23 protein-coding genes and 1 riboswitch are annotated in these 23871 nt (G+C 56.5%); of the genes, 16 read left to right on the top strand and 7 right to left on the bottom strand.

Annotated features, from left to right (window positions below; all coding sequences use genetic code 11):
- From ACI5FR_RS12880 to ACI5FR_RS12870, 3 genes are read left to right on the top strand one after another with little or no spacing between them, the layout of a single operon-like run.
- Positions 1-306, top strand: a complete 306-nt coding sequence (locus ACI5FR_RS12880) for an MGMT family protein (RefSeq protein ID WP_405454916.1) — start codon at positions 1-3, stop codon at positions 304-306.
- Positions 307-353: 47 nt separating this feature from the next.
- A complete protein-coding gene (locus ACI5FR_RS12875; protein WP_405454915.1) occupies positions 354-1154 on the top strand; it encodes a threonine/serine exporter family protein in 801 nt (266 codons plus the stop codon).
- Between the two features lie 8 nt (positions 1155-1162).
- Entirely contained in the window at positions 1163-1594 is a 432-nt protein-coding gene (locus ACI5FR_RS12870; RefSeq protein ID WP_405454932.1) for a threonine/serine exporter family protein, read from the top strand.
- A gap of 76 nt (positions 1595-1670) precedes the next feature.
- Here ACI5FR_RS12870 and ACI5FR_RS12865 read toward each other — a convergent pair whose 3' ends face one another.
- Complete coding sequence (locus ACI5FR_RS12865; protein WP_405454914.1) at positions 1671-5528, bottom strand: S-layer homology domain-containing protein; 3858 nt, start codon at positions 5526-5528, stop codon at positions 1671-1673.
- 204 nt (positions 5529-5732) lie between these two features.
- On the opposite strand from ACI5FR_RS12865, the gene ACI5FR_RS12860 reads away from it, so the two are divergent.
- From ACI5FR_RS12860 to ACI5FR_RS12850, 3 genes are read left to right on the top strand one after another with little or no spacing between them, the layout of a single operon-like run.
- The gene (locus ACI5FR_RS12860; RefSeq protein ID WP_405454913.1) at positions 5733-6104 is read left to right on the top strand and encodes an arsenate reductase family protein; all 372 of its coding nucleotides are present in this window, start codon (positions 5733-5735) and stop codon (positions 6102-6104) included.
- 45 nt (positions 6105-6149) lie between these two features.
- On the top strand, positions 6150-7247 hold the full coding sequence (locus ACI5FR_RS12855; RefSeq protein WP_405454912.1) for a site-2 protease family protein: 1098 nt from the start codon (positions 6150-6152) through the stop codon (positions 7245-7247).
- Positions 7248-7307: 60 nt separating this feature from the next.
- Positions 7308-8180 carry a 5'-3' exonuclease gene (locus tag ACI5FR_RS12850; protein ID WP_405454911.1) on the top strand — a complete coding sequence of 291 codons (873 nt, stop codon included), beginning with the start codon at positions 7308-7310 and terminating at the stop codon, positions 8178-8180.
- Positions 8181-8252: 72 nt separating this feature from the next.
- Here the strand turns inward: ACI5FR_RS12850 and ACI5FR_RS12845 are convergent, their stop codons facing one another.
- Positions 8253-9101 (bottom strand): glycerophosphodiester phosphodiesterase, encoded by an 849-nt coding sequence (locus tag ACI5FR_RS12845; RefSeq protein WP_405454910.1) that lies wholly within the window; start codon positions 9099-9101, stop codon positions 8253-8255.
- Positions 9102-9655: 554 nt separating this feature from the next.
- Here ACI5FR_RS12845 and ACI5FR_RS12840 point away from each other — a divergent pair.
- From ACI5FR_RS12840 to ACI5FR_RS12815, 6 genes are read left to right on the top strand one after another with little or no spacing between them, the layout of a single operon-like run.
- Entirely contained in the window at positions 9656-10762 is a 1107-nt protein-coding gene (locus ACI5FR_RS12840) for a sulfate ABC transporter substrate-binding protein (protein WP_405454909.1), read from the top strand.
- Between the two features lie 60 nt (positions 10763-10822).
- On the top strand, positions 10823-11659 hold the full coding sequence (gene cysT / locus ACI5FR_RS12835) for a sulfate ABC transporter permease subunit CysT (protein ID WP_405454908.1): 837 nt from the start codon (positions 10823-10825) through the stop codon (positions 11657-11659).
- A gap of 19 nt (positions 11660-11678) precedes the next feature.
- Complete coding sequence (gene cysW / locus ACI5FR_RS12830; protein WP_405454907.1) at positions 11679-12572, top strand: sulfate ABC transporter permease subunit CysW; 894 nt, start codon at positions 11679-11681, stop codon at positions 12570-12572.
- Between the two features lie 6 nt (positions 12573-12578).
- Complete coding sequence (locus tag ACI5FR_RS12825) at positions 12579-13640, top strand: sulfate/molybdate ABC transporter ATP-binding protein (RefSeq protein ID WP_405454906.1); 1062 nt, start codon at positions 12579-12581, stop codon at positions 13638-13640.
- 32 nt (positions 13641-13672) lie between these two features.
- Positions 13673-13867 carry a YezD family protein gene (locus ACI5FR_RS12820; RefSeq protein ID WP_405454905.1) on the top strand — a complete coding sequence of 65 codons (195 nt, stop codon included), beginning with the start codon at positions 13673-13675 and terminating at the stop codon, positions 13865-13867.
- A gap of 42 nt (positions 13868-13909) precedes the next feature.
- Positions 13910-14194, top strand: coding sequence for an RNA-binding protein (locus tag ACI5FR_RS12815; RefSeq protein WP_405454904.1), 285 nt, complete (start codon positions 13910-13912; stop codon positions 14192-14194).
- A 63-nt stretch (positions 14195-14257) separates the two neighbouring features.
- Here the strand turns inward: ACI5FR_RS12815 and ACI5FR_RS12810 are convergent, their stop codons facing one another.
- The 3 genes from ACI5FR_RS12810 to ACI5FR_RS12800 form a co-directional block, all read right to left on the bottom strand.
- A complete protein-coding gene (locus ACI5FR_RS12810) occupies positions 14258-14542 on the bottom strand; it encodes a hypothetical protein (protein ID WP_405454903.1) in 285 nt (94 codons plus the stop codon).
- Between the two features lie 96 nt (positions 14543-14638).
- Positions 14639-14938, bottom strand: a complete 300-nt coding sequence (locus ACI5FR_RS12805; protein ID WP_405454902.1) for a DUF3055 domain-containing protein — start codon at positions 14936-14938, stop codon at positions 14639-14641.
- Positions 14939-15003: 65 nt separating this feature from the next.
- Positions 15004-15897: a cation diffusion facilitator family transporter gene (locus ACI5FR_RS12800; RefSeq protein WP_405454901.1), complete on the bottom strand. Its 894-nt coding sequence runs from the start codon at positions 15895-15897 to the stop codon at positions 15004-15006.
- Between the two features lie 345 nt (positions 15898-16242).
- On the opposite strand from ACI5FR_RS12800, the gene ACI5FR_RS12795 reads away from it, so the two are divergent.
- Positions 16243-17304 (top strand): HRDC domain-containing protein, encoded by a 1062-nt coding sequence (locus ACI5FR_RS12795; RefSeq protein WP_405454900.1) that lies wholly within the window; start codon positions 16243-16245, stop codon positions 17302-17304.
- 448 nt (positions 17305-17752) lie between these two features.
- Here the strand turns inward: ACI5FR_RS12795 and corA are convergent, their stop codons facing one another.
- Positions 17753-18688 carry a magnesium/cobalt transporter CorA gene (gene corA, locus ACI5FR_RS12790; RefSeq protein WP_405454899.1) on the bottom strand — a complete coding sequence of 312 codons (936 nt, stop codon included), beginning with the start codon at positions 18686-18688 and terminating at the stop codon, positions 17753-17755.
- Positions 18689-19139: 451 nt separating this feature from the next.
- Positions 19140-20060, bottom strand: a complete 921-nt coding sequence (locus ACI5FR_RS12785) for an AraC family transcriptional regulator (protein WP_405454898.1) — start codon at positions 20058-20060, stop codon at positions 19140-19142.
- Between the two features lie 175 nt (positions 20061-20235).
- Between ACI5FR_RS12785 and ACI5FR_RS12780 the strand changes: the two genes are divergently transcribed.
- The 3 genes from ACI5FR_RS12780 (at position 20236) to metA (ending at position 23857) form a co-directional block, all read left to right on the top strand.
- The gene (locus ACI5FR_RS12780) at positions 20236-21309 is read left to right on the top strand and encodes a Gfo/Idh/MocA family protein (protein WP_405454897.1); all 1074 of its coding nucleotides are present in this window, start codon (positions 20236-20238) and stop codon (positions 21307-21309) included.
- A 30-nt stretch (positions 21310-21339) separates the two neighbouring features.
- The gene (locus ACI5FR_RS12775; RefSeq protein ID WP_405454896.1) at positions 21340-22176 is read left to right on the top strand and encodes a sugar phosphate isomerase/epimerase family protein; all 837 of its coding nucleotides are present in this window, start codon (positions 21340-21342) and stop codon (positions 22174-22176) included.
- A 533-nt stretch (positions 22177-22709) separates the two neighbouring features.
- A riboswitch (SAM riboswitch) is annotated at positions 22710-22839 on the top strand.
- An 88-nt stretch (positions 22840-22927) separates the two neighbouring features.
- Positions 22928-23857: a homoserine O-acetyltransferase MetA gene (metA, locus tag ACI5FR_RS12770; protein ID WP_405454895.1), complete on the top strand. Its 930-nt coding sequence runs from the start codon at positions 22928-22930 to the stop codon at positions 23855-23857.
- Positions 23858-23871 lie beyond the last annotated feature (14 nt).

Raw genomic sequence — 23871 nt, 5'->3', positions numbered from 1 at the left:
ATGGAACCTTTTACGCGTCAAGTGATAGAGGTCATCGGGCAGATCCCGCCCGGGTCCGTCATGACGTACGGCCAGATCGCGGCTGCGGCAGGGAGTCCCCGCGCGGCCCGGCAGGTCGTGCGGATTTTGCATGCGCTGAGCTCCAAGCATGGGTTGCCCTGGCACCGCGTCGTCAATGCTCAAGGCTGCATCGCGTTGCGGGACGAGCCTTCGCGGCTCATGCAGCAAGCGGCTTTGCAGGATGAGGGCGTCAAGGTCGACGATGCGGGCAGGCTGGACCTGGAGCGCTACCGGTTTACTCCCTAGAAGGTCGCGGAGGGCGCTAACATAGTTCGGACAAGGAGAGGAAGCGAATGGACCAGCCTATCGGCCGCCCCGCCGACCCGACCGCGGGTTCCACATCTGAAATTGCGAAGCTCTGCGTGCTGGCCGGCCGCATCATTCTCGAGAACGGCGGCGAGACGCACCGGGTGGAAGATACGATGACTCGCGTCGCTCGGGCATACGGGCTCACCGATGCGCACAGCTTCGTCATGCCTACCGGCATCTTCTTCTCCATCGACGGTCCCGGCCAGATTACCCGGTTGGTACGCATTTCGGCGCGTTCGACCGACCTGCGCAAGGTCACGCTCGTGAACGCCGTCTCCCGGCGCATCAGCCAGGGGGAGCTCACGGTCGATGAAGCGTACCGTGAACTGAAAGCGATCTCTTCTGCGAAACCCGGGTACCCGGAATGGTTCACGATCCTCGCCGCGGCGGTCGCGAGCGGGTGTTTTCTCATCATGTTCGACGGGACCTGGCGCGATTTCATCCCGGCCATGCTCGCGGGAGGGGCGGGTCTCGCCTTTCTGAATTATTTTCATCGGGTCGTGCCGATTAAGTTTGTAGCAGAATTTTTGGCGTCTCTCCTCATCGGCTTGCTCGCTTCCTTGTTCCTCGCGCTGGGCATCGGGTACGATCTGGATACGATTATTATCGGCTCCGTGATGCCGCTCGTGCCAGGCCTGCTCATCACGAACGCGGTGCGGGACTTGATGGCCGGCCACCTTGTCTCCGGGATGTCCAAAGGGGCAGAGGCGTTTTTGACCGCTTTCGCCATCGGCTCCGGCGTTGCCTTTGTACTCGCCTTCATGAATGGAGGCGGAGCCGGATGATGGGATGGATGGAAGGGATCGAGCAGCTCGCGGTCAGCTTCATCGCATCGGCGGCATTCGCCATCCTGTTCAACGTGCCCAAGAACACGCTGCTGCAAGGCGGGATCGTCGGCACGCTCGGCTGGCTGCTCTACGTTGGCGCTCAGCAGTTGGCCTTCGATCCGATCGTGTCCACGATCGCGGCCTCGTTCGTCGTGGCGGTGACGAGCCAGCTGTTCGCGCGGATCTATCGAACGCCCGTCATCGTCTTCCACGTAGCGGGTATCATCCCGCTCGTACCGGGAGGGCTCGCGTACGACGCGATGCGCAACGTGGTGGAGAACCAATACGACCAGGCGGTTCAGCTCGCGGCCAAAGTGTGTATGCTGTCCGGCGCGATCGCGATGGGGCTCGTGTTCTCGGAGGTTATTAATCATTTCCTAAGGCGGGGCCGGAACTGAAAATTGTTCATCTGTAAATTTACACATTTAAAAACCTGACCGTTTCCGGTCAGGTTTTTTGTGACTAGGTCCGCTACTATAGCGTAGGTAGTACATACACAAAAAAAGTATTCTTTACCGTTGAGGAGCCGTAGGTCACTTCTAAATAATAAATACCGTCACCTAAGCTAGACTCAATCGTAAGATTTATCTGTGTTGAAGATATTACCGCAAAATTTATGGGGACATCTACCAGGGCATTATCGGGAAATTTCGTTATTCGAACCGTTGTTGCACCGTCCTGGAAGTTCGTGCCTGTTCCCGTAATCTGAATAAGAGGTATGGTTCCTACTGAAAAGGAATTGTCGCTCAAGACAATCTTTGCAGTAGAAATCGGAAGCGTAGTAAAGGTAACTATCGCTGCTTCACCATAATTCCCGGCAGCATCATATGCCTGCACACGGATATGGTATTGGGTATTAGGGGTGAGCCCCATCGCGTTGTACGTCGATCCGGTCACCGTACCCCAGAGCGTTCCATTGCCATAAACCGCATACCCGACGGTTCCTATGTCGTCGGATGCCGTCATCCAAGTCAGCGTTGCTCCGGTGCTAGTAACACTGCTCGTGACTAAGCCTTGTACCTGTCCCGGTGGTGTAGTATCCGGTACAGAGGGCGCGGCGAGCGTAACGATCCCGGTGTCTCTCGGCTCCCCTTTGTTGCCCACTGCGTCAACAGGGATCACTCTGAACAAGTATTGTGTATTCGGAGTCAAGCCCGTAGCCGTATAAGTGGTCGTGGTCACAATACCCGCCGGGTAACCATTCATGTACACTGCATAGCCGACTGTCCCGACATTATCGGATGCTGCTCCCCATAATATCGTTCCTCCTGTTGCCGTAACCGCGCCAATCGAAAAATTAGGCACGGAAGAAGGCCCCTGTGTATCTTCCGAGTCAGCTGGCAATAATTGCACGGGGATCGGCAACGAATTTGCATTAGCATTTAGATCAGGATTAAGAATGGCGCTCACTTTTAGGGTAACAGTAACGGGAACGGATGACGTCACGGACTCTAAGGCCGTCCCGGTCAGCCGAACGGAGAACCAATTCCCGGATGGAGAATGATTTACATAGGTAGCGACAGCTTGAAGTCCTTCCGGTAGACCCTCTACCAAGATATCCGAACTGCTTAAAGTCACTTTTAGATTATTGAAGGGAGTCTCGAATAGCCACGCGCCCGTTCCGGGAGCCGAATCGGTCCGCATCACCAGGCTCGACTGGTTCTGTGCTACTTGAGCCAGAATGGGTTTAACTGGAGTACGAACCATGACGGCCCCCGTCACCGCAGGCGACCTATAATTACCGTGCATAGCCTCCACTTCGTAAGTCCACGCCCCGACGTCCGAGAGATGCCCTGTGCTCATTTCGAATGTTCCGTCTGGTGAGATCGCAACCTCAGTCGAGTGTCGCAGTACGTCGTCTGGACGGATCAGCGTTACCCTGACACCGGTTGCATTGGGCGTAACCGCGCCGCTAATCGTAGCCCCTTGATTGTTGTCCGGAACTGCAGAAGCCGACAGCACTTTAAACAAGGGTACGCTGAACTTGCCCGTACTAACGGATTGTCTTTCCGTTCCGTTCCAGTATTCCACCGAATAAGCCGCGAAGCCATCCGCGGAGCCGATGATCTCCGGAACCGCGAGCGTAATTTTATTCTGCTCTACGGTCAATGCAGCCGGGATAAGAACAACGGGGTCGACGCCCGATGCAACAGCTTTCACAACAAACTGACTTAGCTGTAACTGAGGCGAACCGCTCATCATGCTGGGCACGTCGATGACCCCGTTGCTGTATGTCGCGAACATCATCCGAAAAGCGGTGCCCGATCCGGAACCGGGATTCATGCTGACATTCGAAGGCTGCTGTTGAAACGTAGAGCCTGCGGCGCTTTCATCCATGGTCGCATTTTCTATCGTGCCCTGGCCTGTCACCTGAAGCGCAGCTTTCAGAACGAGGCTAGTCACCTTAGAATTGTTTCCCAATGTCAAGGAGGTACCGCCGGCATTATTGGACACGCTCAAGTTTTTGATCGTTCCGTTCGGCACATCTACGTTTACACTTTTGGCACCAACCGATACGTTGTCGAAATTGCCGAGCAGCGATACCTTCGAGCCCTCCGGCAGTTTATCGGAAAGGGTGACACTGCTGAACCCGCCGTTAGTAGCTTTAGACCCATCCACCTTGGCGGAGCTTTGCACGTTGACTTGATTTACGCTGGTTTTGCCTTCGGCGACGATTCGGACTTCGCCCGTTTGTTTGTTAACGATGATCTTTACCAGTACTGCATCCTTAAAATGGATCGAGTTCGGTCCGCCGCCATTCACGTTCGTCTCGCCCAACACGGTGACATTGTTCAGGTCTACGTCGCCTTCTCCCACGCCTTCCCCGATCGTAAGGTTGCCGGTAATCGTCATGTTCCGTAGGGTGATCCCGCCTATTTGAATATAAACGTTTCCGGTAACCGTCTCCATGCCGGATTCAGGTCCATAAGTGCCCGCTACCGTGTACTCCTTGGTGAGCGGAGGCTCGGGATCGCTGGCCGGAGCCGAAGAAACGCCGCCCCCACCACCTAGAATGACACCTGTTCCCGGCACTTTTTGCTTGGGAGCCGTTTGGAACGTGGTACTCTCGGCACCCTTGTTGATCGTCGCCTTCTCGATCGATCCTTCTCCCGCGACTTTCAACGCGGAGTTGAGCACGAGTTCGCCCACTTTGGCATCCTTGCTCAGTGTGAGCGTAGTGCCACCGGCTTGAGCCGTCGCGGTTGCACGCTTGATCGTCCCGCCGCTAGCCTCAATCGCGACGGAGGGAGCCGCAATCTCCAGCTGATCGAAGCTTCCCGTCAGCTTCACTTTCGATCCGGAGGCCGTACCGGGGTCAACGTTCACAGCAGCGAATCCGCTTCCCGCAGCCTTCGAGTTATCGATATGGCCGGAGCTCTTCATGTTCACTTGCTTGGCGGTCGTCTTGCCTTCGGCCGCAATCCGCACCGTGCCCGACTTCTTGGAGACCTCGACCGTCGACAGCGTCGAATCCGCCACATGCACGGAGTTCTCCCCTCCGCCGTATACGGAAGTCTCGCCTGCGACCGTAACATTCCGCAAAGTGACATCGCCTTCGCCGATTCCTTCTTCCAGCGTGAGACGGCCGGAGATCGTCACGTTCTGCAGCACGACGCCGCTCGCGGCAATGCGTACATCGCCGGCGATGCTTTGGCTGCCGGTGCTGGGGCCATAAGTGCCGGCTTTGTCATAGGCGACGGTAGCCGATGACTGTGCGCCTGCGAGGACGCGGTCGAGCATTACGACGGCTTCCGCCCGTGTAACCGAACGGCTGGCCCGTATAGTTCCATCCTCGTAGCCGGCTATATAGCCTTGAGCTACGACAGCTGCGAGAGAGGGCTTGCTCCACGGCGGAACGCTCCCCGCATCCTGGAATGCAGCCAGCGCCGCCGCGTCGCCCCCGCCGAGCTTCTTCAACGCTGCCAGCATCACAGCGGCTTCCTGCCGGCTGACCGGCTGCTCCGGCCGGAATGTGCCGTCTTCGTACCCGGTTATGTAATCGGCTTTTATGGCGATGGCCACTTGGGCATAAGCCCAATCGTCTTCAGATACATCGGTTGCCGCCACAGCGGCTTGTTCTTTGAAGCCGAACACTCGATTCGCGATCGTCACGAATTCCGCTCTTGTCATGGGCCGATCCGGTTGAACCGTTCCGTCGGCGTACCCCTGCAGATAGCCTCGATCAATCCACGCTTGGAGTGCTTGCTCCGCCCAGTGTCCCTGGAGATCGCTGAATTTCTCTGCAGCCGCAGCCAGCTGCAGCGTGCTCAACCACAAGAGCATGCAGAGCAGCAGCGCTCCCATCTTCTTCCTCACCATCGAATTGCTCATGGACTACATTCCCTTCCGTCTCGTCGTGAGTCTTTGTGCCTAATCTCGCTAAGCCTCATCTTCCATTTTAGAGACGAAAACTGAAAAATTCCTTACAAAACCTAGTAAACAATACCTACTTCGGATATCTTGTATTTTACCGCCATGTCGGCTATTCTTGAGAGTGGACTCTCGTTCGGAAATGGTAGAAAGGAGCACGCGACAATGCCAGTGACGATGTACCTATACCCCAAGTGCGATACTTGCCGCGATGCCCTCAAGTCCTTGAAGCGCAAAGGGATCGAGCCGGACGCGATCAACCTGTTCGAGACGCCTCCATCGGCCGAAACGTTAAAAGAGATCATAGACCGCAGCGGCCTGGAGCTCAAAAAATTTTTCAACACCTCGGGCGAAGTGTATAAGGAATTGAATTTGAAGGACAAGCTGTCCGGCATGACGAAAGACGAGCAAATCGCGCTTCTAGCCTCAAACGGGCGGCTCATCAAGCGTCCGATCGTCTACGACGGACAGCGGGTGACGGTAGGCTATAAGGAAGAACAGTACGGAGAAGTGTGGGGGGCCGGCTCCCCTTCCTAACAAGCTTGTCAAACGCGGTTACTGTAGAGAGAGGGGGTGGCAGCCGTGGCCGGACAAGGAAAGCCGGAGAAGTCCCGCTGGTGGGGTGTGAGCGCGATCGGCGCGTTCATACTGGCGCAGGTTAAGACGCTGGTATCCATCCTGCAGCTGGGGAAAACCGGGAGTGCGATTCTAAGCGCGGGGGTTGCCATTCTCTTCTACGCCTGGATGTACCAATGGGAGTTCGCTATCGGAGTCGTCATCATGGTGCTATTCCATGAGTTCGGCCATGTGTTGGCGGCGAGGCGCAAAGGAATTCCGGTAACCGCCCCGTTCTTCATTCCGTTCCTCGGCGCGCTGATCATGATGAAGCGCAACCCGCGCGACGCCGTCACGGAAGCGTACATAGCGATCGGAGGCCCCATCCTCGGTTCGGCCGCGGCGTTCGTGTGCTTGTGCATAGCGTGGGCGACGAACCATCCTCTGTTCTATTCGATTGCCTATATCGGCTTCGTGCTGAATCTGATCAATCTGCTCCCGATTCATCCGCTGGACGGCGGACGTATCGCCAACACGGTGACGCGATGGATGTGGGTCGCAGGCCTGTTCTCGGGAATCCTCATCGTCATTTACATAAAATCTATCCTGCTCTTCATCGTCTGGGCGCTGTTCACAATCGACTTGTTCCTCCGGTTCGTCTGGCGGGGCAGCAAAGAAGCGAACTACACCGTCTACGGCCGTATGGACGTTCCATGCAATCAGATCGAGGATCCGGACTGGCTGGTGAAAGGATACCAATATAAGGGCGAGCTGGACTATACGACTTACTGCGAGCTGGACGGGCGGCAATTCGTGGAGATCCGATGGGAACTCGTCGGTCGCGTGAAGCGAATCGAAATGCAGGAGCAGGGCATCATTCGCAGGGTGCACAGCACAGGGGTCGAATACAAGTGGAATCAGATTCCGAAGCGGCTCGTCATGAAGTACGAAATCGATTATGCGCCGTATGAGAACGATCAATATTATGTCGTCTCTCGGCTGATGCGCTGGAAATTCGGACTCGCTTATGGAGGACTTGCGCTGTTCCTTCTGCTGATGCTTTGGGCGATTGGGGAGCAGCTGCCCCCGTATACGAGGCTTTTGCACTCCTTGACCGGACGCTAATCGACAAATTTCCCGGGAAATGCAACGATCATTAATTTAAATATTGGAGGCGTGAAGCTCATGTCGGACAAACAACCTTCGGTGATGCTGGTGGATGGGATGGCTTTGCTGTTCCGGGCTTACTTCGCCAGCGCGTACAGCGGATATATAAAACGCACGAGCACCGGCGTACCTGTGAATGCGGTGTATGGGTTTGTGAAGTACATGCTGGAAGCGATCGAGACGTTCGGGCCTACGCATGTCGTGTGCTGCTGGGATATGGGGAGCCGGACGTTCCGCACCGAGCAGTTCGCGGATTACAAGGGCAACCGTCCCGATGCGCCGGAGGACCTGATCCCTCAGTTCGATCTCGTAAAGGAGGTCGTGGCGAGCTTCGGCATCCCTAATGTAGGTATTCCGGGGTATGAGGCGGACGATTGCATCGGCACGCTGTCCCTGGCGTACAGCGAAGAGGTGGACGTGATGATTCTGACCGGCGATCATGACATGCTGCAGCTGGTGTCGGATCGGGTTCGAGTGATTATTATGAAAAAGGGGCCGGGCAATTACGCGGTCTATGACCTCGATGCACTGAAGTTGGAGAAGCAGCTGACCCCGGCGCAAGTGATCGATCTGAAAGGGCTAATCGGCGATACGAGCGACAATTACCCGGGCGTGAAGGGCATTGGGGAAAAAACGGCACTGAAGCTGCTGCAGGAATTCGAGTCGATTGAAGGCATTCTCGCCAACCTCGAGCAGCTGCCGAAGGGTGTGAAGTCGAAGATCGAGGCCGATCTCGACATGCTGCATCTGTGCAGGGAGCTCGCCACGATCCGGAGGGACGTCCCGATCGCGTGTACGCTGGAATCGTGCTTTTGGGAGATCGACCGGATACAAGTCCTTGCAAAGTTCGAAGAATTGGAATTCAAGGGTCTCGTTAAGCTTATCGGCTAATATTCTTATGTAAATACGAACGCCCTCCACGGCATCACTAAGCCATGTGGAGGGCGTTTTATTGTGCTCACATTATCGTGCTCGTTCTTGCTCTTGCTTCACCAAGGCAATTAATTGATCCGGCACATCCGTGATGATGCTGGCCACACCCAATCGCATCATGCGCTCCATCGCGTTCCGATCGTTGACCGTCCAGGCGTACACTTCCTTATGATGCTCCGCGGCGGTGCGCATGAAGTTCTCGTCGAGGAGCGGATAGGCGATGCTGATGACATCGATCGCTTCATTGCGGAAGATCGAGGCGAAGTCCGCCTTCTTCTCGCTTACGATCAAACCCGTCTTGATGTCTTTATTCAATCGCTTGACGGTTTGCAACAGGGCGGGATCGAAGGAGGTGACGGTGCACCCTTGGGTGAACTCCATCCGCTCCAACAGCTCGACGGTACTCTCGGCAAGCCGCTTCTGATGCCCATTGTTCTTCAGCTCGATATTGAGCAGCATTTTGCCTTTCACGGCCTCGATGACTTGTTCGAGCGTCGGCACCTTCTCCCCGGCATACGCCCCGCTGAACCAGGCTCCAGCGCTGGCATTCAGGAGGTCCTTCGAATGAAGGTCCCAGATGTTCTTGTTCATGCCGGTTGTACGCTTGGCGTTATGGTCGTGCATCAGCACGAGGACGCCGTCGGACGTCTCCTGAACGTCGAGCTCGCTGTAGCCGGCTCCGGATTGAACCGCTTTCAACATCGCGCTGAGCGTGTTCTCTGGCGCGACGGCCGAGTTGCCTCGATGGGCGGTTACTTGGAGATACCCCTCCGTACGGGCCTCCGACAAGGCGGCGGCGGAACGGTCGGGGGCGGAAGAGCTGCCGGCGGCTAAGCTCCCCGCGAGGAGAAGCGAGAACACTAGAAGCAATTTGTGCATGAGCATGACCCCTATCATGATGTGAAGTGCATGGTGACCGTTGGAGTCCCAGAGCGGGGGCGCCGCTATGTGTTCCGCCTGTGTCAAGAATCACTACTTATAACAGACAATAACAGATTGATCGAGAGAATGCTATTAGGTTGTGAAAAAATAGTTTTGACTATACAGAATGCAGCGGCTCTGCGGCTTCCGCCGAAGTTTATCCTTGGAACCGGCCCGGGATGTCCATGTTTATACGGGATGACAGCAGCCTATTCGGGCTTCGGGCATATGCTGGAGAAGCTTCGTAATTTATTTCCAAAAATCGTGGAAAACGGATTGACACATCTGAAGCCGGGTGCTAAGATATCCAATATCTTAGTAAGTTTATCGGAATAATGAAGTTTGACCACCGGACCGCCGGAGCGAAGCACGCTTGTTTGTTCAGCCATTGCCGATAAACGTCTGATATTTATAAGAAAAGCTTATGTTCGAAGCCGCTCGAGGAAGTACATTCGTGTTTTAGCGGTAGCTTTTCTTGACTCAAAACATATTGAAAAGGGAGCGTTATTGTTATGAGTGCGAATCAACCAACTGTGCTTCGGTCCTGGCGTAAATTATCGGTGGTCAGTTTATTGGCCCTATCCTTGGTGGGCTTGACGGCATGCGGCGGCTCCGGGGGATCGACCGGCACTTCCGCGAATTCGGGAGCGACTCCGAGCGGGAGCGCGGCGGGTACGAACCTGAAGCCCGTAGAGCTGCTGAATGTTTCGTACGACCCGACTCGCGAGCTGTATCAAGAGTTCAACAAAGCTTTCGCGAAATATTGGAAAGACAAGAAAGGCCAAGACGTGACCTTCAAGCAGTCGCATGGCGGTTCCGGCAAGCAAGCGCGCGCAGTGATCGACGGCTTGGAAGCCGATGTAGTGACATTGGCGCTCGCGTACGATATCGACGCCGTTCAGGAGTCCGGTCTTTTGGCCAAGGATTGGCAGACCAAGTTGAAGAACAACAGCTCTCCCTACACTTCGACGATCGTCTTCCTGGTGAAGAAGGGGAATCCGAAGGGGATCAAGGATTGGGAGGATTTGACCAAACCCGGCGTGCAAGTCATTACCCCGAATCCGAAGACGTCCGGCGGAGCCCGCTGGAACTACCTGGCCGCATACGCCTACGCGTATAACAAGAACGGCAAGGACGAAGCGAAGGCGAAGGAATTCCTCGGCAAGCTGTTCAAGAACGTACCGGTGCTCGACTCCGGCGCCCGCGATTCCACCACGACATTCGTCCAGCGCGGCATCGGCGACGTGCTGCTCGCCTGGGAGAACGAAGCGTACTTGTCGATTAACGAGTTCGGCAAGGACAAATTCGAGATCGTCTATCCGCCGACGAGCATCCTGGCGGAGCCGCCGGTAGCCGTCGTCGACAAGGTTGTCGACAAGAAGGGCACGCGCGAAGTGGCGCAAGCGTATCTCGAATACTTGTACACCGAAGAAGGCCAGAACATCGCGGCCAAAAACTATTACCGGCCTCGCCTGGAATCGGTAGCGAAGAAATACGAAACGCAATTCCCGAAACTCAGCCTGATCACGATCGACGATCCGCTCTTCGGCGGCTGGCAGAAGGCGCAGAAGACGCACTTCGCGGATGGCGGCGTGTTCGACCAAATCTACAAGCCTTAAACATGCAAGACCGGCTACTCGTCCACGAACGTCATAATAAGGGCAAGGAGAGAAAGGTTTATGGCAAAAGGTTGGAGAAAGCGCAGTATCATACCCGGCTTCGGGCTGTCCATGGGTTTTACTGTCCTGTATTTGAGTTTGATCGTCCTTTTACCATTATCGGCTATTTTCATTAAGACCTCCGGCATGGGCTGGGAGAAGTTCTGGAAGACGGTCACCGATCCCCGTGTCGTCGCCGCCTACAAGGTGAGCTTCGGCACGGCGCTCGGCGCCGGTCTCATCAATACGGTGTTCGGGTTCATCGTAGCCTGGGTACTGGTCCGGTATACGTTTCCCGGACGCAAATTCATAGACGCGCTCGTCGATCTGCCCTTCGCCCTGCCCACGGCGGTCGCGGGGATCGCCTTGACGACGATCTACTCGCAGAACGGCTGGATCGGCCGGCTGCTCGAGCCGATGGGCATCAAGGTCGCCTTCACGCCGCTCGGCATCATGCTGGCGCTGACCTTCATCGGCATCCCTTTCGTCGTCCGGACGCTGCAGCCGGTCATCGAGGAGCTGGAGAAGGAAGTCGAGGAGGCGGCCGTCAGCCTGGGGGCGAGCCGGTGGAGAACGTTCCGCCGCGTGCTGTTCCCCGAGCTGCTGCCGGCGGTCATCACCGGCTTCACGCTCGCTTTCGCCCGTGCCGTGGGCGAATACGGCTCGGTCGTCTTCATCTCCGGCAACATGCCGATGAAGACGGAGATCGCGCCGCTGCTCATCATGACGAAGCTGGAACAATACGATTACACGGGCGCCACGGCGATCGCACTCGTCATGCTCGTCATCTCGTTCCTGCTGCTGCTCGTCATCAACTTCCTGCAATGGCGGTCCAATCGACACGCCGTGACGCAGTAACGGGAGGGAGAGCGGAACTATGGCCGGTTATGTAACAACCACGCCTACTCAGGGTGCTCGCGCAGTCACCATGGCGAGACCTAGACATATTACCGAATCCCCGACCGTGAAGTGGATTCTGATCGCCGTCGCCTTGTTGTTCCTGGGCTTCATGCTCATCCTGCCGCTCGTCAGCATCTTCACGGAAGCGTTCCGCAAGGGCGCCGAAGTGTACGCCGAAGCCCTGGTAGAGCCGGATGCGGCTTCCGCCATCCGGCTGACGCTTACGGTCGCGGCGCTGGCCGTCCCCGCGAACCTGATCTTCGGGATCGCGGCGGCGTGGGTGATCACGAAGTTCAGCTTCAAGGGCAAAAACTTGCTGCTAACCTTGATCGACCTGCCGTTCGCCGTCTCGCCGGTTATATCCGGTTTGATCTACGTCCTGCTGTTCGGGGCGCACGGTTGGTTCGGACCTTGGCTGCAAGCGCACGATATCAAGATTATTTTCGCCTTGCCCGGCATCGTACTGGCCACTATCTTCGTCACCTTCCCCTTCGTCGCCCGGGAGCTGATCCCGCTCATGCAAGCGCAGGGAAGCCAGGAGGAGGAAGCCGCCGTGACGCTGGGCGCCAAGGGCTGGCGCATTTTTTGGAAGGTCACGCTTCCGAACATCAAGTGGGGTCTGCTCTACGGCGTCATTCTGTGCAACGCCAGGGCGATGGGAGAATTCGGCGCCGTGTCCGTCGTGTCCGGCCATATCCGCGGTTCGACGAATACGATGCCGCTGCACATTCAGATTTTGTACAACGAATATAATTTCGCCGGCGCGTTCGCGATTGCCTCGCTGCTCGTCCTGCTGGCCGTCGTGACCTTGATCGCGAAGAGCCTTATCGAATGGAAATTTCAAACGCGGCACAGCCGGGAAGGGGAGTAAGGCGCTATGCATATTGCAGCCAAACACTTGACGAAAAGCTTTGGCCGCTTCCAAGCGACGAAGGACGTCAGCTTCGAGATCGAGAAGGGGAAGCTGATCGGCTTGCTCGGCCCGAGCGGAGGCGGCAAAACGACGATCCTCCGGATGCTCGCCGGCTTGGAGCAGCCGGATTCCGGCGATATTTGGTTCCACGGGCAGCGTGTCAACGACTTGCCGCCGCAGGAGCGGGGGATCGGGCTTGTCTTCCAGAACTATGCGCTTTTCCGGCATATGAGCGTGTTCGACAACATCGCCTTCGGCCTGACGGTGCAGAAGCGTTCGAAGGCGCAGATCCGGGAGCGGGTCGGCGAGCTGATCGAGCTTACCGGGCTCGCCGGCCTGGAGAAGCGGCTGCCGCAGCAGCTGTCCGGCGGGCAGCGCCAACGGGTGGCGTTCGCTCGGGCGATCGCCCCGGAGCCGCAGCTGCTGCTGCTCGACGAGCCGTTCGCCGCGATCGACGCCAAGGTGCGCAAGGAGCTGCGCACTTGGCTCAAGGAGATGATCGACCGTGTCGGCATCACGACGATCTTCGTCACCCATGATCAGGAGGAAGCGGTGGAGGTGGCCGACCAAATCATGATCATCCATGAAGGGCGGCTGGAGCAGCAAGGCTCGCCGATCGAAATCTATCAGCATCCGCAAACTCCGTTCGTCGTCAGTTTCATCGGAGAATCGACCCAGCTCGACCATCCTTCGAAGCTGAAGGGCTTCGAACGGCTGCAGCTGGACGAGGCGAGAGCGATGATCCGGCCGGAGTTCCTGGAGATCGGCCTGCCCGGTGAGCTGTCTTTGCCTTCCGCGGCGGAAGACGGGGTCGTGAAGAACGTAATCTTCCGCGGGACGAACTGGCAGATCGAGGTTGAAGTGGCAGGCAGCCGGCTATACGGCTACCGGTCGTTGGAGCGGCCGGCGCTGCAGCCGGGCGACCGCGTCAAGGTGCTGGTCCACCGGGTGTATCTGTTCAACGATAGCGACCACGTGACGCAGGAGAATCGATTGAAGTACGATCCTATGCCGGTTCATATATAGCACGCTAATTCTATAGAGTGGAGGAATGTGTGATGGCGAAGCCGCTGGAGATTGATGAGCATTGGACGGCCCGGATTATCCAAAGCGTGAACGGCTTGGAGTACGGGACGGTGCAGATCGTCGTGCATGACGGGAGAATCGTACAGATCGAGCGCACGGAGCGCAAACGGTTCGAAGGCGAATCGAATGCCGCGAAAAAATCGAAGGTTAAGGCGGAGACCTTGTAGGGTAGCAGGCGTTCGGTTGAAGACGGGAGGGAGGCATCGTCTATGTTGGAGGTAGATGTAGCGGAAGGACCGGATTTCAAATTTGTCACTTACTGTTTCGAGCAATACGGGCTGAACCGGGGAATCTACAATACGATCGACGAATGGCTGTACGAATACGGCTATCAGCATATCGTAGAGCGTCGTCGGACGATTCTAGCTTTTCTTCAGTCGCTTCAGGACGGACATCCCCGGCACACGTTCCTGAAATTCGGGAAGGGCGGGCTGACGAAGCAGCTGTTCGATTTCATCTCGGACCGCGGGCTCCAGGTGAGCCGGATGCATTGAAGGCAGGACGTAAAAAGATCCTTTCCTTGTTCCAAGGAGAGGATCTTTTATTGAGAACACCGCCTATTCGTCGTGCGTCTCGTGATCGCCCGGGTAGCCCCGGTCGATCCCTTCGTGCAGCTCCCGGTTCTCGAACGAATAGGGGCTTGCCCCGCGCTGGTCTTCCCGCCACGGAGTCGTTTTGCCCGGCTTCTCGGCTATGATGTTCGATCCGTAGGGACCTTCGGGGAATTCTTCCGCCGCCAAGTCATTCCGTTGCGACTCGACCGTGGCTAGATCGGTATAGGCGTCCCGATCTTCTTCCAAGAAGCCTTCCGTGCTGTTATTACGCTGCTCGTCCCTTGCCATGACGCTCACCTCGCTTGCGATGATGGTTCCGGCTTCCATACGAAGCCATACGGTTCCAGTGTCCCACCGCGAGCGGGCGATTATGTACCGACCTCGTTAGATGTCGGTGAAGTGCACGAGGCCGACGACTTCGACGAGGAACGTGCGCAGCTCTTCGGCTTGCTCTTCCTCGAGCTTGTAGGCGTACTCCAGGTAGCCGGGCTCTTCGAGGTCATCGGGCCCGATAATGGCGGTGCGTCCGGATTGTATGTCGGTGATCAGTTTTTTGCCGTAAAACCGGTTCGTGGACGTAATCGCCAAGTCAAACCGCTGCAGAGACTCCCCTACGAACGAGACGAAGCGGGTCGTCGTATCTTCGGAATGATCGTACAAAAAATCGAAATTAGTGGCCGTCATTGCATTCTCCTCCTTAGCGTTCCTCATGGATTATACAGGATACGCGGCGAATCGGCAAAAAGCTTCTACGGTTCCGGGTACCACGGATTAATATGAATCAGCACTTCATCGACCTGGGCGTCTGCGTCCATGATCACCTTTTTGATTTTGCGGCTAATATCGTGGCCTTCCTGAATGCTGTACTCGCCTGGAATGCTGACCCTCGCATCGACCAGAATATAATGGCCGTGCTCCCGGGCGCGGAGACGGTCGATCCGCTTGACTTCCGGTATCGCATGCACGAGCTGGGCATAACGGTCGATCTGCTCCGGTTTGACCGTCTTCTCCATGAGGATGTCGATCGACTCCCGTCCCATCTCCACGGCTAGCTTCAGGACAAGAAGGGACACGATGATCCCGGAGGCCGGGTCGCCGTAAGCCAAATAGGTGTAATCGTACATTTCTCCGATGAGCGCAAGGCCGATCCCGACTACGGCGGCGAGCGACGCATAGACGTCGGCCAGATGATCGTAGGCGGTGGCTAGCAAGCTTTTGCTATTCGCCTGTTTGCCCGCGCGGTACGTGTAGACGTATAGCGCCTGCTTCCAGATCAGCGAGATGAAGGCCGCGACCAGCGCGATGAGATGCGCTTCCGGAGGAGGGCCCAGGAGCGTCTCGATCGATTGAAAGCCGATCCAGACCGCGGCGAGCGCGAGGATGACGGCTACGAGCCCCGCACCGACGACTTCCGCCTTGCCGTGCCCATATGGATGATCCTCGTCCGCGGGCTGATTGGAGATGCGCATCGCCCCGAAGGCCGTAGCCGACGCGATCACGTCCCCGGCATTGTGGATGCCGTCCGCGATCAGGACTTGGCTTCGGAAGAGGACCCCTACTACAATTTTTAGAACGGTTAGAACAATGTTGCTCACAAGGCTGATCCAGATCGCGGCCCATGATTGTTTGTTCGCTGCCTGCATAAATGATTCCCCCCGCCACGTTTATTTCCCTAGGGAAACAAAAAGCCCTCAACCTTCCGGTTGAGGACTCACTGAAATTCCATATTATAGGATGATCGATTCGGCCTTGATGTATGCATGCGTCATTCCGCCAATCTATAAGAAGTCATCAATTTATAGTACCACGCCGGAGATAATCTGGCAAATGATTCAAGCCTAAAATTAATCATTGCCTCATATGGGGAAATATGGTATAGTGAAAGCAATCGTTAACACGGAGGAAGCACCTCTTCTACGACATGTAGGAGAGGTGCTTTTTGCTGTCTAATGATTTCATTTTGATGGCCGAATGGAGGTAGAAGAGTGGTGAATTTGGTATTTTTGAACAGCTTCGAGAGGAAGGCGGAGCAAGAGAGAGTCGCCGCGGCGCAGGTGTCCATCACGGAGCAGGGGGGCGAGTGGCAAGTCGCCTGGACGGAGAAGACGGAGGACGGCGGGGCGCTGAGCGACATCTGGTACGAAGGGATGCACTGGGGCGAGATGATGCAGCAGTTCCGCAATCGGCTGCAGAACAAGCGGAGCGAAGGCTTCGCGGCGCTCGTCGACCTGTCGGGCGAATCCGCCATGCCGGGCGGCAAGGCGAGAACGCTGCAGCTGCTGCATTACTATAGCGAAGCGAACGGACGGGACGAGCTGTTCCAGGCGCTGCGCCTCTGGCGCAACGAGCAGGCGGGCAAGGAAGGGAAGTCGCCATTTATCCTCGCGTCCAACCGGATGCTGCGGATGATCAGCGCCTTCGTCCCGCATACGATCGAAGAGCTGCGTCAGATTCCGGGATTCGGCGAGTACAAGACGAACTTGTATGGGGAGCCGCTCTTGGCGATTACGGCGGCATACGAGCGCACCACTACATTCCCGCTCGACTGGGTAGCGGAGCAGGTCGATCCGATCGCGTTCGAGGACTGGATGCGCCAGCAGTGGGATCTTCGGGCGCGAAGCGAGGCGGAGCGCCGGGAGACGAAGACGAAGCTCTTGGAGGGCATCAGCCAAGGACTCGGCCTGGCCGAGCTCCATCAGACGCTGAAGCTTCCGGCCCGGGAGCTCCTGTCCCGCATCGAAGAGCTGGACAAGGAAGGCTATGATGTCGATCCGATCATCGAGCAGGTGTTGATCGCCCGGCCGCAGCAGGAAATTGACGAGGCGTGGCGCGCTTTCGGCGAGCTGGGCGACCGGTTCCTCAAGCCGGTCGTGAAGCGGCTGTACGGCGCCGAGGGTGAGACTGCCGGTGCGCAGCTCGAGAAGACGTACGAGTGGCTGCGTCTCTTGCGGCTTCGATTCCGCCACCACGCCGCTGCTCTAGCGGCCGTGGCGGCCGCATCCGCGGACCACGCGTCCGCGCTGCAGCCGAAGACGGAGCAATCGGCTTAGGCAGTTCGCGAGAGCCGTTTCTGAATGGATCCCCGCCCTACAGCCCCCATACAAACGCCCCAACCCTCTCGCGAGACGAGAGGGTTTTCTCCTTACTGGTGGGGCGCAGTGTCGGACTAACTAACTAAAATGACTGTAAACCGAAGTTTACAATTAAGACGGGTAACCTGACTATTTTCGCGCCATTTTGGCGGTTTTCGCCGGTTTGTAAGGCTAACTTCTGTTAATAGTGAAGCGCACTTTACAATTAACGCAAGTTAGGTTTACAATTCGACCCAAAGCGGTTCAAATAAGCCAAAACCTGTAAAGGGACTATGCTTATTAGTAAACATTCATTAACAAGATGGACGGCGCGTACGATCCAAATCAATTTTACTACTCGCAATTTCCAGATTAGGTGGATTTAACCGGAAATCCCTCTACATGCCTAGGCTGCGACGGCGTATCGTCAGAACCAGTCCTTCTTCTTAAAGAAATACAGCATGGAAGAACCGGTCAAGAGCATGAACCCGAGGACCATAAAGTAACCGAACCGTGTATGCAGCTCCGGCATATTGTCGAAGTTCATGCCATAGATCCCGGTGATGATCGTAAGCGGCATGAAGATCGTCGTCAGCGCCGTGAAGATCCGCATGATTTCGTTCGCCCGGTTCGCGACGCTCGCCTGATACGCTTCTCGCAAGTTGCCGACGAGATCGCGGAACGTCTCGAACGTTTCCGTAATTTTCACCGCGTTCTCATAAATATCGCTGAAATATTTTTGCAGCTGATCGTTGATAAGCCGGAGCTCCTTCTTATTGAGCGTCCAGATGACGTCCTTTTGCGGAGCCAGCATTTTTTTCAGCCACAAAATTTCGCTTCGCAGCCCAATAATCTCGTTCAGGTGCGATTTCTTCGTATGGACGAGGATGTCCTCCTCCAGCATCTCGATCTTGTCTTCGATCCGGTCGCCGACGCTGAAGTAATTGTCCACCACGATGTCGACCAGGTGATACAGGAACCGGTCCGCGGTGTTCACTTCTTCTTCCCACAGAATCGGCTTGATGGCGCGCATTTCGTTGATTTTTTGGCGGGTGACCGTAATAATCGCATGCTTGAACAGAAAAATATTCAGGGCGCGCAGGAAAATTTCTTCATCGTCATACCGAATGCTATTGATCACGATAAAATAGTGCGAGTCATAGATTTCGATCTTCGGCCGCTGCTCTTCCTCGGTCAGCGTGTCCTCCACGGCCAGTTCGTGAAGGTGGAAGAGCGGCTGGAGAATCTCCAAATCCTCTACGCTCGCGTCAATCCAATAAAAACCGTTGTCCGGTGGAATCAACATTTGCAGCGTATCGTCAATGGTCGTAAAAAGTCCGTTTTGTACCAATCTCACTTTCATAGCGAATCACCCCTTAGCAGTTTCCCCCAATTTGTCGGCTTTCAGCAACAAACCGGAAATAAGCATCATGCAGCGGCGGAATTCCTCATTCGGCGGCTTGCATCATGCTATGGCGCTTCAATTGTGTGCGGACCGCACGGGAACGGCTATAGGGACAACAGAGGTGCAGCGACTCGCTATAACAAAGAAAGGGTCACTTGCTCAAGGAACCGTCGCAGGCGCGAGATTCCGGCTGTTGTCCGATATATTGCCGTTTACTGGCAGGTTTGGGTCGGCCCCCGTCCATGCGACGTTCCCTCCTTTATGGATACCGATTTTTGTAGATCGCCGAAATGAAAAAACTTCAACATCAAGTCTTGTCTAGTATACTCCGAACCCCTAACCCGCACAAGACGCGTACGAGGGTTACGGCGATTTACACGTTCTTCATACCATATGTCAAAGGCGGGCATTAGGTGCTTACACGCGACCCGGCGATCGGATTCCCGTGGGATTTGCGGTAATCGCTGGGCGTAAGACCTTTGCGGTGCTTGAAGATGCGGGAGAACGTCTTGTACGAGCCATAGCCGACCTCCATCGCCAACTGCTCCATGCTCATCTCCGTGGACACCAGCAGCCCGCAAGCGTGTCGAATGCGCACGTCGTGCAGCACTTGGAGAAACGTTTGCCCCGAATGTTTCTTAAACAGCTCGCTTAGGTGCGAAACGCTCAGGTGGAACGTCGCACAGACGCCGCTCAAGGTCAACTCTTCCTGATAATGCAAGTGAATGTATTGAATGATCGCCCATAGCGCCTTCTCCCCCGATCGTTTGCCGCGCACTTCTTCCAAGCGATGCGGATTGCTGCTGGGGGAGGATACGGCGGACTGACGCCGAATGCGGTCGAAGTACACGAGAACTTCCGTCAGCTTGGCCCGAACGAGCGGGATGCGCCATTGACCGTCCCCTTTATATTCGGCGTATAGCTCGTCCAGCAGCCTTCGAAACCGGTCGGTCTGCTCCGGATTTAACTGTACGTGCGAAGGGAGGGGAGGGTCTTCCCCGATCAGGAGTCCGCGCAGTCCGGCATCGTAACCGGTATCGAATAGCAGGCTCATCGCGAATTCGCCGTTGTACAGCTTCAGGCAGGAGCCCGGGTCGGTATGAATCTCGTGCACCTGATAGGGCAGCACGAACGTGAAGCTGCCCGGCTGCTTGCGGTAGCGGATGCCGCCGATCGTTTCCCAGCCTGTGCCTTCCAGCACATAGGAGAACTCGAGGAAGTCGTGACGGTGCGCCACGAACCCGTTCGAGAGCGAATGAATCCCGTATTTGAAAGGCATGTCCGAATGATCGTTCGGCATCTGCGTATAATAGAGCGGGTACAGCGTCATCGGGAACCCTCCGGCGTGATTCTAAGTCCGCCCCCCCATCCTGAGCATGTTTCCGGGCGGGACCAGAAGAATCGAGGCATTTTCCGTAAAATGTGGCATGCAGGTTATGCGGTTTCATTTTATCATATCGGTAGAGTCTGAAGAAGCTAATCTATGAATTGGGGGATGGAACCGAATGGGTGGGAGCAGAGTACGGTTAGGCATCATTGGCGCCGGCAATATCGGCAACGTGCATATTCAGGAATTCAGCAAGCTGCAGGAGCAATGCGAAATAACGGCGATTACAGACGCTTTTTTGCCTTTGGCGGACAGCCGTGCCCAGCAATACGGCATTAAGAACGTAATGGCTACTCCGACCGACTTGATCAACAGCCCGGAGGTGGATGCGGTCGTCATCGGCGTGCCTAACCTGCACCATGCTGCACTGGCGGTACAGGCGATGGAAGCGGGCAAGCACGTGCTGCTCGAGAAGCCGATGGGGCTGAACGCCGACAGCGCCCGCAGCATCGTCCGGGCTCAAGAGAGAACCGGCATGACGCTGATGGTCGCGCATCAGATGCGCTGGGAATGGCTGCCGCTGCAGGTGAAGCAGCAAGTCGAGGCAGGCGAGCTGGGACGCATCTACACGGCCAAGGCCGGCTGGTACCGGCGCAAAGGCATTCCAGGCTGGGGCACCTGGTTCACCCGGATGGAAGAATCCGGAGGCGGGCCGCTGATCGATATCGGCGTGCACATGCTGGACTTGTCTCTGCACCTGATGGGCAGTCCGAAGCCGGTGTCGGTGTCGGGCGCCACTTACGCCGAGTTCGGTCCGGTCCGCAAAGGCATCGGCACATGGGGCAAGCCGAACTGGGAAGGGTATTACAACGTGGAGGATCTCGCTACCGCGCTCATTCGGATGGAGGATGGCAGCACCCTGACACTGGAAGTGAGCTGGGCGGTGCATATGGATACGGACAGCATTCCGTTCATTCACCTGATGGGCACCGAGGGCGGCGCTTCGCTCCGCGGCAACCGCGGCAAGTTCTTGACGGAGCGTTTCGATCGTCCGATGGAAACGGAATTGGTTACACCGGCGAACGATGAAGGCGGACGCGGACGGCTGAGCCGGCATTTCCTGGAGTGCGTGGTTGAAGGCAAGCAGCCGCTGACATCGGTGATGACCGGCTTCACGAACAACCTCATCCTGGATGCGATCTACGAGTCGTCGCGCACGGGCAACGAAGTGAAGCTGGACTGGAGCTACTAAGCCAACAGAGCGGAGAAGGAGGAGATCCCCATGATTAGAGGTTTGACGCGAGCGGGACTGGGTAAAATCGAGAGCAACGAGCAGTTCGTCCGCTTGGCCCATCGGTATGGGTTCGGCGCGGTAGACTTGGATGTCCGCTCCTGGTTCGACCAGGAGGGGAAGGAGCGCGCGCAGGCGACGCTGGAGGAGACCGGCCTAGTCGTTGGCTCCATCGGCCTGCCGGTGCAATGGCGCACGACCGAAGCGGAGTTCCGCTCCGGTCTGGCCGGGCTGGCCGCTTCGGCGGCGGCTGCGGCCGAAGTCGGCTGCACGAGCTGCTGCACGTACGTGCTGCCGGCTGTGGATGAGAACGCCGCACATTTCATGGCGCTCGCGACCCGGCGGCTGCGCCTGTGTGCCGACATTCTCGGCGCGTACGGGATTCGCTTGGGGCTCGAGTACGTGGGGCCGCATCACTTGCGGACCCGTTGGGCGAATCCGTTCATCTGGACGCTGCAGGAGACGCTCGACTGGATCGACGCGATCGGCGCCTCGAATGTGGGGCTGCTGCTCGATTCGTATCACTGGTATACGACTAACGCTTCGGTCGAGGAACTGCAGAGCCTGAAGCCGGCTCAGATCGTGCACGTCCACATCAACGACGCGCCGGACGTGCCGGTCGAGGAAGCGCTCGACAACGGCCGCCTGTATCCGGGCGAAGGCGTGATCGACTTGACCGCGTTCCTGCGCGCCTTGCAAGCGACCGGTTACACGGGTCCGGTCTCGCAAGAGATCTTGACCCAATCGCCTCCGACGGACGCACCGGAAGTGCTCCTGCAACGCTCGAAGGCCGGCTTCGACAAAGTATTCTCCGCCGCGGGTCTGTAAGGTTCGGGGCTGTAGTCGGCTGTGAGAACGCGAGATTCATGTTAACTCGGTTGGCTGTGGCGCTGATTGAGCGGAGATTCCGCGAAAATCACGCTAACTCGAAACTTGGGGTCGCTGATCGGGCGGAGATAAGGCATGATTAAGGGACCAGTGGGTTTGGAGTAACCAATCTTACCTAACCTGGCCGGGCATATAGTCCGGCCAGGTCTTTCTATTTACTCCCCCTTAATGGAGTAAATAATAAGGGCGACCCCGGAAAGCCGGAGAGCCCGTGGGGCAGGCGGAGAAACGAAGTGGCCGCCTTTGAAATCCCGTCCCCACCCTATACAATGCTATCCAAGGGACGGGATTTCAACAGCGGTCGGAGCTGCCCCACGGGCTCGGAGTCCTATACGGAGTCAAGCGCAGTGCTGCCCCACGGGCTCGTAGCATAACACGGAGTCAGAAACCCTGTCATTTTTCACTCCATCCCCCCTCCTTGACGAAAAGCCCCGGATGCTATAAAGTAATACTAACAATCGAATAGCACAGAACTCTTATCAAGAGTAGGTGGAGGGACTAGCCCGATGATACCCGGCAACCGACAACCTGGTCGCAATGGCGACTGGCGCGCACGGTGCTAAGTCTTGCGGAAGCGGCATGTGGGCTTCTGAGAGATGAGAGAGGACATTCGAACGCGCGGCGATAATGGCCTTTCTTCATCTCTGGAGAAAGGCTATTTGCTGTTCATTTTACGAAAGGAGTGTCAGCCATGCCGATTAAAATTCCAGATCATTTGCCGGCGAAGGAAATATTGAACGAGGAGAACATTTTCGTGATGGATGAGTCCGTGGCGTTCCAGCAAGACATCCGCCCGCTCAAGATCGCGATTCTGAACCTCATGCCGACGAAAGAGACGACCGAGACGCAAATTTTACGGCTGATCGGCAATACCCCGCTGCAGGTGGAGTTTGTGCTGCTGCACCCCAAGACGCATACGTCCAAAAATACGTCTCCGGAACATTTGGAGCAATTTTATAAAAATTTCGATGATGTGAAGGACGAATATTTCGACGGGATGATCATCACCGGAGCGCCGGTCGAGCAGATGGAGTTCGAGGAAGTGAACTACTGGCGCGAGCTGCAGGAGATCATGGACTGGTGCAACACGAACGTGACGTCGACGTTGTACATTTGTTGGGCGTCCCAAGCGGGGTTGTACCATCATTTCGGCATCCCGAAGTATGGCCTCAACAGCAAAGTGTTCGGGGTGTTCCCGCACACATCGACGCTCAAGCACGTGAAGCTGCTGCGAGGGTTCGATGAAGTGTTCTACGTCCCGCAATCGCGCCATACGGAGGTGCGCCGGGAGGACATCGAGCGGATCGACGATCTGGAGATTTTGTCCGAGTCCGAGGATTCCGGCGTCTACATCGCCGCGACCAAGGACGGCAAGCATATCTTCGTCACCGGACACTCCGAATACGATCCGCTGACGCTCAAGTGGGAATATGACCGCGATGTGGCCAAGGGGCTGGAGATCGACGTGCCGAAGAACTATTACCCGAAAGACGACCCGAGCCGCACACCGATGTGTACGTGGAGAGCCCACGCGAACTTGCTGTTCTCGAACTGGCTTAACTACTACGTATACCAGGAAACGCCTTACGACTTGAACGCGCATATGGCTTCTTACATTTAAGGGGGAATAAGAGT

This window comes from Paenibacillus sp. HJGM_3 (genome assembly GCF_045062745.1).
In the GTDB taxonomy this organism is placed as follows: domain Bacteria; phylum Bacillota; class Bacilli; order Paenibacillales; family NBRC-103111; genus Paenibacillus_AA.
Note: the sequence above shows the minus strand (reverse complement) of the source record. Positions and strands in the feature narration are given on the sequence as shown.